At 54.9% G+C, this 12,722-nt stretch carries 15 protein-coding genes; 11 read left to right on the plus strand and 4 right to left on the minus strand.

What is annotated here, in order from left to right; genetic code table 11:
* The first annotated feature begins 42 nt into the window (after positions 1 to 42).
* Entirely contained in the window at positions 43 to 1,866 is a 1,824-nt protein-coding gene (locus tag ERD84_RS08970) for an acyl-CoA dehydrogenase (protein ID WP_130039284.1), read from the plus strand.
* Between the two features lie 96 nt (positions 1,867 to 1,962).
* The gene (locus ERD84_RS08975) at positions 1,963 to 2,604 is read left to right on the plus strand and encodes a peroxiredoxin (protein WP_130039285.1); all 642 of its coding nucleotides are present in this window, start codon (positions 1,963 to 1,965) and stop codon (positions 2,602 to 2,604) included.
* Positions 2,605 to 2,746: 142 nt separating this feature from the next.
* Here ERD84_RS08975 and ERD84_RS08980 read toward each other — a convergent pair whose 3' ends face one another.
* The gene (locus ERD84_RS08980) at positions 2,747 to 3,190 is read right to left on the minus strand and encodes a universal stress protein (RefSeq protein WP_130039286.1); all 444 of its coding nucleotides are present in this window, start codon (positions 3,188 to 3,190) and stop codon (positions 2,747 to 2,749) included.
* Between the two features lie 293 nt (positions 3,191 to 3,483).
* Between ERD84_RS08980 and ERD84_RS15955 the strand changes: the two genes are divergently transcribed.
* The 3 genes from ERD84_RS15955 (at position 3,484) to ERD84_RS08990 (ending at position 5,013) form a co-directional block, all read left to right on the plus strand.
* The gene (locus ERD84_RS15955; protein ID WP_167667349.1) at positions 3,484 to 3,660 is read left to right on the plus strand and encodes a hypothetical protein; all 177 of its coding nucleotides are present in this window, start codon (positions 3,484 to 3,486) and stop codon (positions 3,658 to 3,660) included.
* Positions 3,661 to 3,813: 153 nt separating this feature from the next.
* On the plus strand, positions 3,814 to 4,203 hold the full coding sequence (rplS, locus tag ERD84_RS08985; RefSeq protein WP_130039287.1) for a 50S ribosomal protein L19: 390 nt from the start codon (positions 3,814 to 3,816) through the stop codon (positions 4,201 to 4,203).
* 63 nt (positions 4,204 to 4,266) lie between these two features.
* On the plus strand, positions 4,267 to 5,013 hold the full coding sequence (locus ERD84_RS08990; protein WP_130039288.1) for a CoA pyrophosphatase: 747 nt from the start codon (positions 4,267 to 4,269) through the stop codon (positions 5,011 to 5,013).
* Positions 5,014 to 5,024: 11 nt separating this feature from the next.
* Here the strand turns inward: ERD84_RS08990 and rsgA are convergent, their stop codons facing one another.
* Positions 5,025 to 5,927 carry a ribosome small subunit-dependent GTPase A gene (gene rsgA, locus ERD84_RS08995; RefSeq protein WP_130039289.1) on the minus strand — a complete coding sequence of 301 codons (903 nt, stop codon included), beginning with the start codon at positions 5,925 to 5,927 and terminating at the stop codon, positions 5,025 to 5,027.
* Entirely contained in the window at positions 5,920 to 7,164 is a 1,245-nt protein-coding gene (locus tag ERD84_RS09000) for a M48 family metallopeptidase (protein WP_130039290.1), read from the minus strand. Before ERD84_RS09000 ends, rsgA begins: the two co-directional genes overlap by 8 nt.
* 49 nt (positions 7,165 to 7,213) lie before the next feature.
* Here ERD84_RS09000 and orn point away from each other — a divergent pair, with 49 nt between their 5' ends.
* Positions 7,214 to 7,759, plus strand: coding sequence for an oligoribonuclease (orn, locus tag ERD84_RS09005; protein ID WP_130039291.1), 546 nt, complete (start codon positions 7,214 to 7,216; stop codon positions 7,757 to 7,759).
* 42 nt (positions 7,760 to 7,801) lie between these two features.
* Here the strand turns inward: orn and paaX are convergent, their stop codons facing one another.
* Positions 7,802 to 8,755, minus strand: coding sequence for a phenylacetic acid degradation operon negative regulatory protein PaaX (gene paaX, locus ERD84_RS09010; RefSeq protein WP_167667370.1), 954 nt, complete (start codon positions 8,753 to 8,755; stop codon positions 7,802 to 7,804).
* 192 nt (positions 8,756 to 8,947) lie between these two features.
* Here paaX and paaA point away from each other — a divergent pair, with 192 nt between their 5' ends.
* Genes paaA through paaE form a run of 5 tightly spaced genes read left to right on the plus strand, consistent with a single transcriptional unit; the run spans position 8,948 to position 12,666 of the window.
* Entirely contained in the window at positions 8,948 to 9,940 is a 993-nt protein-coding gene (gene paaA / locus ERD84_RS09015; RefSeq protein WP_130039292.1) for a 1,2-phenylacetyl-CoA epoxidase subunit PaaA, read from the plus strand.
* A 59-nt stretch (positions 9,941 to 9,999) separates the two neighbouring features.
* Positions 10,000 to 10,287 carry a 1,2-phenylacetyl-CoA epoxidase subunit PaaB gene (paaB, locus tag ERD84_RS09020; RefSeq protein WP_130039293.1) on the plus strand — a complete coding sequence of 96 codons (288 nt, stop codon included), beginning with the start codon at positions 10,000 to 10,002 and terminating at the stop codon, positions 10,285 to 10,287.
* 8 nt (positions 10,288 to 10,295) lie between these two features.
* Positions 10,296 to 11,060, plus strand: coding sequence for a 1,2-phenylacetyl-CoA epoxidase subunit PaaC (gene paaC / locus ERD84_RS09025; RefSeq protein ID WP_130039294.1), 765 nt, complete (start codon positions 10,296 to 10,298; stop codon positions 11,058 to 11,060).
* Positions 11,057 to 11,566, plus strand: coding sequence for a 1,2-phenylacetyl-CoA epoxidase subunit PaaD (gene paaD, locus ERD84_RS09030; RefSeq protein WP_130039295.1), 510 nt, complete (start codon positions 11,057 to 11,059; stop codon positions 11,564 to 11,566). The genes paaC and paaD overlap by 4 nt, the downstream gene beginning before the upstream one ends.
* Positions 11,567 to 11,583: 17 nt before the next feature.
* Complete coding sequence (paaE, locus tag ERD84_RS09035; RefSeq protein WP_130039296.1) at positions 11,584 to 12,666, plus strand: 1,2-phenylacetyl-CoA epoxidase subunit PaaE; 1,083 nt, start codon at positions 11,584 to 11,586, stop codon at positions 12,664 to 12,666.
* Positions 12,667 to 12,722 lie beyond the last annotated feature (56 nt).

A 12,722-nucleotide genomic window follows, 5' to 3' on the forward strand; every position in this document is an offset into this window, starting at 1 on the left:
AGTGTTTTGCTTGCAGGCTTTTTTTACGGAATCGGAGACCTTATGACTTATCGTGCACCCGTCCAAGACATTCGTTTTATTCTGCATGAGCTGGCAGATCTGGATGGTGTTCTTGCCTTGCCCGGCTTCGAAGAAGTGACCACAGATTTGGTCGATGCGGTGCTCGAAGAGAATGCTCGCTTCGTCGAGCAGGCCATCGCACCTTTGAATCGCAATGGTGACACCACCGGCGCAAAATGGTCGGATGGCAGCGTGACGACCTCGCCCGGCTTCAAGCAGGCTTTCATCGAGTTTGGACAGGGTGGCTGGCAGGGTTTGCAGCACGAACAAGAATTTGGGGGGCAGGGCTTGCCCAAGCTGGTGGGGGCGCCAGCCAGCGAAAACATCAACTCGGCAAATCTGGCGTTCTCACTGTGCCCTTTGCTGACCGATGGGGTAATCGAAGCCCTGGCGGCCGTTGGCAGTCATGAGCAGCAGTCACGGTTTATTCCCGCCATGCTCGAAGGTCGCTGGACGGGGACCATGAATTTGACCGAGCCCCAGGCCGGATCTGATTTGGCGTTAATCGCCACCCGGGCGGTCAAGCAAGACGATGGTTCTTATCGGCTATCAGGCCAGAAAATCTTCATCACCTATGGTGAGCACGATATGGCAGAGAATATCGTGCATCTTGTACTGGCGCGTACGCCCGATGCACCCAAGGGCGTCAAAGGGATTTCTCTATTCATCGTGCCCAAGTTTCTGGTCAACGAAGACGGTACACTGGGTGACCGCAATGACGTCTGGTGCGCCTCGCTTGAGCATAAGCTGGGCATACATGGCAGCCCGACTGCAGTCTTGCTGTATGGCTCTGGCAAGGGCGATGTGGGCGAGGGCGCGGTGGGGTATCTGGTCGGCGAAGAAAACCGCGGCCTGGAGTACATGTTCATCATGATGAATGCGGCAAGATACGCCGTCGGAATCCAGGGGGTGGCGCTTTCTGAAAGGGCGTTACAGCAGGCAAGCGCCTACGCTCAAGAACGCGTGCAAGGCCAGGCACTGGAAGGCTCGGCGGGACCGGTCGCCATTGCCAACCATCCCGATGTCCAACGTATGCTGTTCACCATGAAGGCCCTGACTGAAGGCGCCCGGTCGCTGGCTTATGTGGCCGCAGCAGCCTGCGACAAATCGCGCCGCCACCCTGACCAGGCAGAGCGGGCCAACAATAAAGCCCTGTACGAGTATCTGGTGCCTGTCGTCAAAGGATTTTCTACCGAACTGTCCACCGAGGTGGCATCGCTGGGGGTTCAGGTGCATGGCGGTATGGGCTTCATCGAAGAAACCGGTGCCGCCCAGTATTATCGCGATGCCCGGATATTGCCTATCTACGAAGGCACTACAGCGATTCAGGCCAATGATTTCGTAGGCCGCAAGGTATTGCGTGATGGGGGCGCGGTCGTCCAGGCACTGGTACATGAAATGCGTGCCACTGTCGAGCAGCTGGAAAAGGCCGCCAGTACATCCAAAGCTGATGCCGAAGGCTTGGCGCTGATTGCGCGGCGTCTGGCGGCGGGCATACAGGCCTACGAACAGGCAAGTGCTTTTGTGCTGGGCAATGCGGCTGACAACATTCGTGCCATTTTCCTGGGTAGCGTGCCATATCTGATGCTCGCAGGCGTGGTGCATGCGGGCTGGCAAATGGCGCGTGCTGCGCTGGTATGCGCCGAATATGCCAACAACGGCAATGCCACGGATTTTCATCAGCAAAAGATGGCAACCAGCGTTTTTTATGCTGCACAAATAATGCCGCGTGCCGAGGCATTGGCGGCTACCGTACTCGAAGGGAGGGTTGCTAGCGAATATGCCGGTATGATTCAGGCAACATAAGGTTATATTGAATAGTTATTTCCAATAGCGTGCTTATGTTGCCACAATATATGGCATATTGTTTTTGACTGTTGTTTCAACGTAAAGAGAGCTGCCATGACGACACTGCGTTTGGGCGATACCGCCCCTGATTTCGAACAAGATTCCTCTATAGGCAAGATCAAGTTCCACGAGTTCCTGGGTGATGGTTGGGGGGTTTTGTTTTCCCATCCTGCCGACTTCACACCAGTCTGCACCACCGAGCTGGGCTATACGTCCATTGTGTCGGGCGAGTTCGCCAAGCGCAACGCCAAGGTCATCGCCGTGTCGGTCGACGATGCCGAGTCGCACCGGAAGTGGATCGAAGACATCAACGATACCCAGAACACCAAGGTAGAGTTTCCCATTCTGGCCGATGAAGACCGCAAGGTCTCGACGCTGTACGACATGATTCACCCCAATGCCAGTACAACGGCTACCGTTCGTTCTGTCTTTATTATTGATCCGGCCAAGAAGGTGCGCCTGACGCTTACCTATCCGGCCAGCACGGGTCGCAATTTCAATGAAATCCTTCGGGTGCTCGATTCGCTGCAACTGACCGACAGCCACAGCGTGGCTACCCCGGTCAACTGGGAAGACGGCGACGATGTCATTATCGTGCCCTCCCTGAAAGACGAGGCCGTCCTGAAAGAGAAATTCCCCAAAGGCTACAAGGAAGTACGCCCGTACCTGCGTGTAACACCACAACCTAATAAATAACAGTAGCTGATATCAGGCTGTTGGCCAGAGGGCGGCAAGCCCTGGCATGGTTGTGTAACACCCCAAAGGCTGGACCCAGAGTCCGCATTTGGGGTGTTTTTTTATGGCGAAAGGTTGTTGCAGAAAATGGCTTTTTATCGTGCTAACGCAGCACCAGCACGGGGATTTTTGAGTGGGTCAGTACGTTCATGGTTTCGTTGCCCATCAGTACTCTGTTAATGCCGCGTCGGCCGTGTGATGCCATGACAATGAGTTCGCACTCGTATTGGTGGGCGGCCGAAATAATGCTTTCAGCCACCAAATCCGACTTGATGGTAATGGCTTGTGTGCTGACCCCTTTTAGTTCGCCCGCCTCTTTGACGGCATGCACGATATTTTGGCCGGCTTCGATATGTGCACTTTCTGTGACAGTCACTGCGTTCATTTGGCTACGGGATGTGCCATCCCAGTAGCTGACTGGAGAGGGGGGAATGACATTGAGGGCCACCAGTTCGGCATTGGCCAGCTGGGCGAAATCCAGAGCGGTGCTTACTGCTTTCGCCGATAACTCGGAACCATCGGTGGCAACCAGGATACGTTTATACATGGCAGGTCTCCATCACAGTCATTGACTGTTTGATGATAGCCGTAATTCGGGTCCTGGTACTGCGATTCATGATTATGTTTTTGAGTTGCAGAGGCAGGGCCTGAATGATTAGCCGGCACGAAGCAGGGCAATGAACTAGGTCGAAAATAAGTGCTTGCAAAAACTACTGTTCTTTTGTACAGTTCATCTTATGGATTAGCTGTGTTTTTAAACAGTATCATGCGGTCTGTACCAGGTTGCTCTGTTGGTAGCCTTACAAGCGTCAAGTCGGCCGCCCTTTTTGCGAGACAATCATGAAAACTTATCAACCCAAGAATGCACCATCAAAATGGCCTTTTCCCGCACGTCCGGCCCGGAAGCAATCGGCCTCTCTTAGCCGTGGGTCTATGGTGGCCGATGTCTGCCTGGTGGCGGTATGGGGCGCTACCATTCCAGGTCTGATGTGGTTGGGGGCAATGGGTGGCTTTTAAAAAAGGCCAATTGCTTGTATAATTTTCGGCTTTGCTAACTCATCCTCTGACAGGGGCAATAAAACCTGGGTTTCATGTACTCCCAAGGAATAAGCCTTAGGCCACTTGGCCATACACTGCGCCTGCATCAAGATGAAACCTGGAGCGTTCAACGTGAACCTTATCGAAACTCTCGAACAAGAAGAAATCGCTCGCCTGACCGGCGGCGAAGCCAAACCTGAATTTGGCCCTGGCGACACTGTCGTTGTCAATGTAAACGTGGTTGAAGGCGCACGCAAGCGTGTGCAGGCCTACGAAGGCGTGGTCATCGGCCGTCGCAACCGTGGTCTTAACTCGTCTTTCATCGTCCGCAAGATTTCCTCGGGCGAAGCCGTCGAGCGTACATTCCAGCTTTATTCCCCGCAAATTGCCAGCATTGAAGTCAAGCGCCGTGGTGATGTCCGTCGTGCTAAACTTTACTATCTGCGTAGCCGCTCGGGTAAAGCCGCTCGTATTAAAGAAAAACTGGTGCGCAAATCGGCCAAAAAGGTCGCAGCAGAATAAGCTGCAGCTTCCCGATACAATCCAGCAAAGGCACCCGACGGGTGCCTTTGTTTTATGAGTGTTATGTCGCAAAGCATATTACCTTCTCGAAACAGGCGTATTATTGCGGCGGGTTTCGACCCCCTGACGCAACCTATTGTCCAGAGCAACGCTTTGCAGGCATTGGCGCCAAGCAGTCTTGAGCCTGATTTTATTTGTTCGGCTTTTTCCTGCCCCATAAACTGGCAAGTAGAGCCTGTCTTTACCAAATCGTTTCAGGTAGACATCACACAGCCAGAAGATGTCGTGCAAGCGGCAGTGCTATTTCCGCTTGTGCAGCGGCCTTCCGGGTTGCATGTGTTGTTTACGCGGCGCGCTTCGCACCTATACGACCATGCCGGGCAGATATCTTTCCCAGGTGGCCGCATAGAGCCTGGCGATCACGATGCGGTGGCCGCGGCCTTGCGCGAGACCCAGGAAGAAGTTGGTATAGGGCCTGAATATATTCAATATATAGGCACGCAACCGGGGTTTTTGACATCAACGCGTTTTACCATGAAGCCAATCATTGGCTTGATACGCCCTGGTTTTACCATTGTTCCCGATATTACCGAGGTTGCCGAGGTTTTTGAGGTGCCGCTGTCGGTACTGATGGATACCCGCCTGCATCGCCTACATCAGGCCAATCTACCCGATGGCGGGCATCGTTTTTATTTCTCGCTTACCTGGAAATCGTACTTTATCTGGGGTGCCACGGCTGCCCTGATACGCAACTTTTATCATTTTCTGGCTGCTGCTGAGACCCAAACTAAAGGCGGCCGGCGACCTTAGTCAGGCAAGTATCAGTACCGTCCCTGGGCCTCGTTCTCGGCCAATATTCTTTTGTATAGCTCGTGGCGTTCGGGAGATATGTCTCCACGGGCCAGAGCAGCCAACACGCCGCAGCCGGGCTCATGGCGATGCGTGCAATTATAAAAGCGGCAGTGTTCCACTTCGGCGCTGAACTCTGGAAACCCTTGCTCAATCTCGGTTGAGCTCAAGTGATAGAGGCCAAAGGCCTGGAAACCGGGCGAGTCGATCAAGTCGCCGCCTTCTGGCAGAGAGTATAGGCGGGTGCTGGTGGTTGTATGTTTGCCCGTGCCCAACGCCTGTGAGTGTTCCTGCGTATGTGCTTGCGCCTGAGGCACCAGCACATTGAGTAAAGTCGACTTGCCCATGCCGCTTTGTCCCAGCAGCAGGCTGCTGCGTCCTTGCAGCAGATGACCCAGCGCTGTGTGTACTTGTTCCGGATCGGTGGCGCAGACCTCAATAATTCGGACATTCGCTTTCGATAGTAAAGCCAGGCGTTCGCGGGCACGAGGCAGCTTGGCTTCCAGGTCTATCTTGTTCAGAACAATAAAGGGTTCTATTCCGGCGCTGTGGGCGGCGACCAGTGCCCGGCCCAGCAGGTCGTCGGAAAACATGGGCTCGGGCGCCACCACGATCAACAATTGATCAACATTGGCAGCAAACTGCTTGGTACGCACGTCGTCGGATCGATACAGCAGATTGCGGCGGTCGAGTACTTGGTCGATAGCGCCTTCCTCGGTGCCTTGCGGGACGATGCTTACGCGATCGCCCACCACAGCTACTGCCTTTTTGCCGCGGGGAAAGCATTTTCGCAGGCTGCCGTCTGGCAGTTCTGCGGTGTAGTGGCGGCCATGAGCCGCGATAATGCGCCCGTGCAGGACGGGATCTTTATCCATGTTTTAGCTGTTGTATGCGCAGCACGGCGGGCGGGTGGCTATCGTAAAACGCAGAGTGTACCGGATCAGGCGTCAGTGTGGCGGCGTTATCGTCGTATAGCTTGACCAATGCGGAAATAAGGCTGGTAGATGAGCATTGTTCGGCGGCATAGCGATCAGCCTGGAACTCATCACGGCGTGACATCCAGCTTGCCAGAGGCGTGGCCCAAAAGGTAAAGACGGGCATGACAAGAAAAAACAGAATCAGGGCCAGTGCGTCGTTGGGTCTGCCCAACTGCGGCAGCACACCAAGATCGGTATAAAACCATACCTGAGTGGATAGCCACCCCAGCAATAGAAAGAATACCAATGCAAGGCTGAAGCTGATGAGCATGCGCTTGATGATATGGCGATGCTTGAAGTGTCCCAGCTCGTGCGCCAGTACCGCTTCTATTTCGTCAGTGTTCAGGCGGGCCAGCAGCGTGTCGAAAAAGACAATGCGTCGGGCCTTGCCGAAGCCGGTGAAATAGGCGTTACCGTGAGCTGAGCGCTTTGACCCATCCATCACAAAGAGTCCGCCAAGTGAAAATCCGCAGCGCTGTGCCAGGGCATGGATGCGGTCGGCCATCTCGGGATTGTCGAGAGGCGTGAATTTGTTGAACAAGGGAGCGATAACCGTCGGGAAGAGCCACAGTATCAAAAAGTTGAAAGCAACCCAGATGCCCCATGCCCACCAGACCCAATTGGCACCGGCGTTGGCCATGACCCACAATACGCCTGCTGCCAGCGGAGCGCCCAGGACCAGCGTGATGGCCAGGGTTTTGCATGCATCCAGAATGAAGAGACGAGGTGTAACGCGATTAAAGCCGTAGCGTGCTTCCAGCTTGAACTTGCGCCACGCCGAGAAGGGCAGGCCAATGACACCCAGTATCGCGAGCACAGAAGCAATCAGGGCGAGCTGACGCAGCATTTCGTTATCGATCAAGACGCCGAGCTGCAGGTCGATGAATTGCAGGCCGCCCAGCAGCGTCAGACTTACCAGCACGGCGGCTTCGACAATACGCTCAATTATGGAAAACTGGATTTTTGCGCTGGTGTAGCCGGCGGCACGTTGATGACTGCGCAAGCCTATGCGATCGGAGAACTCATCGGGGACTTGATTGCGGTGCGCCTGCACGTGGCGCAGTTGACGGGAATCGAGCCAGAATCGGAAGACAATATCCACAATCAGGAAGGCAATAAACAGCAATGTAAACATAGGAAGCGGGCGTATGAGAGAATCTCTGTTTTAAAGAAGGATTATGGCTATGGCGTCGAATGACCAACGCTTGGTGTGGCTCGATATGGAAATGACAGGGCTAGACCCTGAAAAAGAACGGATTATTGAGGTGGCGGTCGTTGTGACCGAACCCGACCTCAGTTTCGTGGCTGAAGGCCCTGTATTGGTTATACACCAAAGCGATGCTTTGCTTGATGCGATGGATAAATGGAATCAGTCGACGCACGGAAAGAGCGGACTCATTGACAAGGTCAAGGCCTCGACGCTTACTGAAGCCCAGGCCGAAGATCAATTGCTGGCTTTTCTGGCGCAGCATGTACCGGTGGGCAAGTCGCCTATGTGTGGCAACACCATAGGGCAGGACCGTCGTTTCATGGTCAAGTACATGCCCAGGCTGGAGGCCTTCTTTCATTATCGCAACCTGGATGTCAGCACGCTCAAGGAGCTGTCGTTGCGCTGGAAGCCCGAAGTCTATAGAAGCTTTATCAAGAAGAGCCGGCACGAAGCCCTGGCCGATATTTATGAATCCATCGATGAGCTCAAGCATTATCGCGAGCACTTCATCAAAATATAACATCGTCGCCTGGCCAGGCGGCGCAGGCCGTGGCCATGCCTGTCATGCTGCCTGTACGCCCCGAACGGTATTTCGACCGCCGAAACGCTGGTATACAAAGGGCTGGAGGGGCTGGTAGTGTTCAGGATCCTGGCCTAACGATTCGTCAAGAAATACTTCCGCCTGGTCGAATACCCGCCAGTACAAAGCGCCGCACAGTGTACGTGCCGTATGGCCAGGCCAGTCCGAGGGCAGCATCTGAGTGGGCAGCTGGGGGTCGTGCAGCACGATTCGGCGCCATTCGTGCAGTGTCAGCGCCCGGATGAGGTAGGCCTGCAGAGGGTGCATGTCTGTATTGATGGCGGCCAATATGGGTTGGAAGGTGTCCAGGAAATTCTGATATTGTCTGGCGACGCCATCCAGGTCCCAGCATTGCGTGACCAATTCGCTGATCAGCAAGCCTTTGCCTTCATTCATTTCATGTGCGCCCAGAACAAGGGCGTGGTTGCCGAGCTTGAGCTTGCCCAGTACTTTGTTGGCTGTAACCGTCTGATTGCGGGGCAAGGCAAAAATACCCGGCGCAATGGCGCCAAAGCCTGCCCAGATCAGTTCGCGGCGCACTTCACCGCGCTTGCTCAGACTTGCATTGCCAAAACGTGGCAGCACCACCAGCGTCCAGTCGCCTTGCCAGCTTGGCGAAGGACCTTCGTAAATGCGTTCGGATGCTTGTTCCGTCAGGTCGCGCCCCTGCTTGCTCAAGCGATACAGGCTGCGACGGCCATGCCGTTCTGATTGCAACCAGTCTTGTGCCACCAGCCTGAAGACGCTGGTACGCAGCAGCCTTTCGTTGATACCCAAGGGTGCAACCAGTTCGATCAGCTTGCTGAGCCAGATACTGCCGCCATGCGGTTCGATGGCGTCGCCGAGCAAGGTCACACAAAGCGACTTCGCGCGGGGTGGGTCCCGTTCGAGCAAGGCATGTAGCTGGCATTGTAGGGATTGCTGCATATCGTGCATGGCATGGTGCCGCCATGGTGAGCGGCTTTATGTGGATATCAAATTATAAGAATCTGTAGTGGGCGGCAGCGCCTTACGTCTCATTTGATACTAAAATTTGATTGACATCAATATTTTTGTATTAAATAATGGTGTCAAAGCAATGCAGGCGGCGAGTCCTTTAGGCCGTTTGCAATAATGGAGACTGTCATCATGTATGCGCAGCTTGTTGAAACCGGGGTCAAAAGCGTCCGTTCCACTGACCAGTTGACAGGGGACGAGCAGGCGTTCCAGCAACGCATAGACGAAGGCATACGCATCGAGCCCAAAGACTGGATGCCTGAGCCTTATCGTAAAACATTGATCCGGCAAATTTCGCAGCACGCCCATTCCGAAATCGTGGGTATGCTGCCTGAAGGAAACTGGATCACGCGGGCGCCAACTCTCAAGCGCAAGGCCATTTTGCTGGCCAAAGTGCAAGACGAAGCAGGCCACGGGCTGTATTTGTACAGTGCTGCTGAAACGCTGGGGGTTTCGCGCGATGAACTGGTCGGCGACCTGCATTCGGGCAAGGCCAAGTACTCCAGCATTTTCAATTACCCCACGTTGACCTGGGCCGATATCGGCATGATAGGCTGGCTGGTCGATGGCTCGGCCATTATCAATCAGATACCGCTATGTCGATGCTCCTATGGCCCTTATGCGCGCGCTATGGTACGTGTTTGCAAAGAAGAATCTTTCCATCAGCGTCAAGGCTATGACTTGCTGATCCAGATGTGCCTGCACGGCACGCAAGCCCAAAAAGACATGTGCCAGGAAGCCTTGAATCGCTGGTGGTGGCCTGCGCTCATGATGTTTGGTCCCTCTGACGCCGATTCCCCCAACAGCGCGCAGTCCATGCAGTGGCGCATCAAGCTGTTCTCCAACGACGAGTTGCGCCAGAAAATGGTTGATCAAACCGTACCTCAGGCCGAATACCTGGGCCTCAAGGTGCCAGATCCCGATCTCAAATGGAACAAAGATCAAGGTCATTACGATTTTGGTGAAATCGACTGGGATGAGTTTTACGCGGTAATCAAGGGTAATGGCCCCTGCAATCGTGAACGGCTGGCAGCCAGGGTTAACGCACACAAAGAGGGCCAGTGGGTACGAGAGGCTTTTTCAGCCTACGCCAACAAACACGAATCGGAACAGGCAGTGGCCTGATTCCGGCACTTTTCAGACATGGCCGGCTGTCCACGCAGACTGGCATGACGGAGACGAACATGAGCCAGAACGCATGGCCTTTATGGGAAGTATTCATACGCAGCCAGCATGGTCTGGCCCACAAGCATGTGGGCAGTCTGCATGCACCCGATGCCGAAATGGCCGTCAACAACGCGCGTGATGTCTACACGCGCCGCAACGAAGGCCTGAGCATCTGGGTCGTCAGGGCCGCCGACATCGTTGCCAGCAGCCCCGACGACAAACAGCCTTTATTCGAGCCGGCCAACAGCAAGGTCTACCGTCATCCGACCTTCTTTCCCATGCCTGACGAAATCAAGCATATGTAGGAGATCGCATGGACCAAACCTTGTTTCAGTATTCGCTGCGCATGGGCGATACCACCTTGATACTTTCGCACCGCTTGTCTGAGTGGACCGGACACGGGCCGGAACTCGAAGAAGACCTGGCCATGACCAACGTGGCACTGGACCTGCTTGGGCAGGCGCGGATGTGGCTGACACTGGCCGGCGAGCTGGAAGGTGCCTCACGAGACGAAGACCAGCTTGCCTACTTGCGTGATGCGCCTCAGTACCGAAACTACCTGTTGGTGGAACGCGATAACGGCCACTATGGTCATACCATCGCACGCCAGTTCTTGTTTGATGCGTGGCACTATTTGCTGCTGCAGGGCCTCTGTACGTCGACCAATGAGCATGTTGCAGCCATTGCCGAAAAGTCCATCAAAGAGGTCAGCTACCACGCACGGCGCTCGTCCGACATACTGGTCAGGCTGGGTGATGGAACCGCCGAAAGCCATGCCCGCATGCAGGATGCCGTCAATGATGCCTGGCGCTTCTGCGGCGAGCTCTTTATTGACGACGACATTACGCTGGCTCTGGAAGGGCAAGGCGTTGTGCCCGCCCATGCCAGCCTATGGCAGCCGTGGTTAAACCATGTAGCGCTCACATTGGCAGAAGCTACGCTGACCATGCCCGACCCCGATGCTGCTGTGCATCCGGCACACACTGGTGGGGTATATGGCCGTCACACTGAAGCGCTGGGCTATTTGCTGGCTGAAATGCAGCATTTGCAGCGCAGTTATCCCGGAGCCTCTTGGTGAATGCGATCATTCAACGCCCCAGTGTTGACCAGCTCATGCAATGGCTGGCAGAGGTGTCCGACCCCGAGATTCCCGTGCTGTCCATCGTTGACCTGGGGCTGGTACGCCATATCGCCTGGGATGGCGACACTTGTGCGGTCACCATTACGCCTACGTATTCAGGTTGCCCGGCCATGCAGGAGATCTCCGCCGGCATACGGCAGGTCTTGTCCAGCCATGGTATAGAGCATTTGCTTATCCGCACAAGCTTGTCACCCGCCTGGACAACAGACTGGATGAGCCAGAAGGGCAGAGACGCCTTGCTCGGCTATGGTATTGCGCCGCCTGCTGAAAAAGCCATTGATATCTCGGGCCTGACCCGCAAAAAGACCGCTGCTGTCGTAGCCTGCCCCTTGTGCGGATCCAGCCATACCCGGGCCATCAGCCATTTTGGATCAACCTCATGCAAGGCCTTATACCGCTGCCAGACGTGTGGGGAACCATTCGATTACTTTAAACCGCACTAGCGTTAACGGGTCACTACATGAACAAGTTCTATCCGCTCAGGGTGGCATCGGTCGCAAAGAATACACGCGACGCGGTGGTGGTCACCTTCGATGTGCCTGGCGAGCTCAATGAAAAGTTCCGGTTCAGGCCTGGCCAGTACCTTACTTTGCGTACGCAACTGGACGGTCAGGAGCTGCGCCGTTCTTATTCCATTTGCGCGGCGCCAGGCGATCGGCAATTGCGGGTCGCCATCAAGCGTTTGAGTGACGGTGCATTTTCCAGCTGGGCCAACGAACACCTGACGGGCGGCCAGCTACTCGATGTCATGCCGCCTGATGGGCATTTCACGGTTGATTTTTCCGCTGAACACGCCCGCAACTATGTGGCCTTTGCGGTGGGTAGCGGTATCACTCCTATTTTGTCGCTGATCAAAACTGCGCTCGAAACCGAGCCCGACAGCTGCTTTACTCTTTTCTTCGGCAACCGCGCTTCGTCAGCCGTGTTGTTTCGCGAAGAGATCGAAGACTTGAAGAACCGTTATATGCAGCGGTTTTCTCTGGTCTATGTCATGAGTCGCGAGCATCAGGATATTGAGTTGTTCAACGGGCGGCTGGATGGCGCCAAGGTCGAACAGTTGCTGACACTATGGATGAATCCTGCCAGCATTGACTACGCCTTTGTCTGCGGTCCTCAAGACATGACCGAATCGGTCACGCAGGCCTTGCAAGCCAAAGGTCTGGAAAAAAACCAGATCAAGTTCGAGTTGTTTGGGTCGCCCAAGGGGCCGCGAGCCTTGCGCACTGGACACGATGCACGCAAGGCGCCCGGCAAGGATTTATGTGAAGTCACCGTCGTGCACGACGGACTCACGCGCACGCTCACTATCGAAAAAAATAAGGACAGTGTGCTTGATTCTGCCCTGGCACAGGGCATAGAGTTGCCTTATTCCTGCAAGGGAGGTGTCTGTTCCACCTGCCGATGCAAGGTCATCGATGGAGAGGTCGACATGGACGCCAACTTCGCACTGGAAGACTACGAAGTCGACCGGGGGTTCGTGCTGTGTTGTCAGAGCTTTCCCGTCACCGACACACTGCTCATAGATTTTGATCAGGAAACCTGAGTGCTGATTCCGGAGCTGCTTGCCGTGGGCGATTCAGGTCACGCCGCCTTTTAGGT

The organism is Pollutimonas harenae (genome assembly GCF_004153685.1).
GTDB classification, from domain to species: domain Bacteria; phylum Pseudomonadota; class Gammaproteobacteria; order Burkholderiales; family Burkholderiaceae_B; genus Pusillimonas_C; species Pusillimonas_C harenae.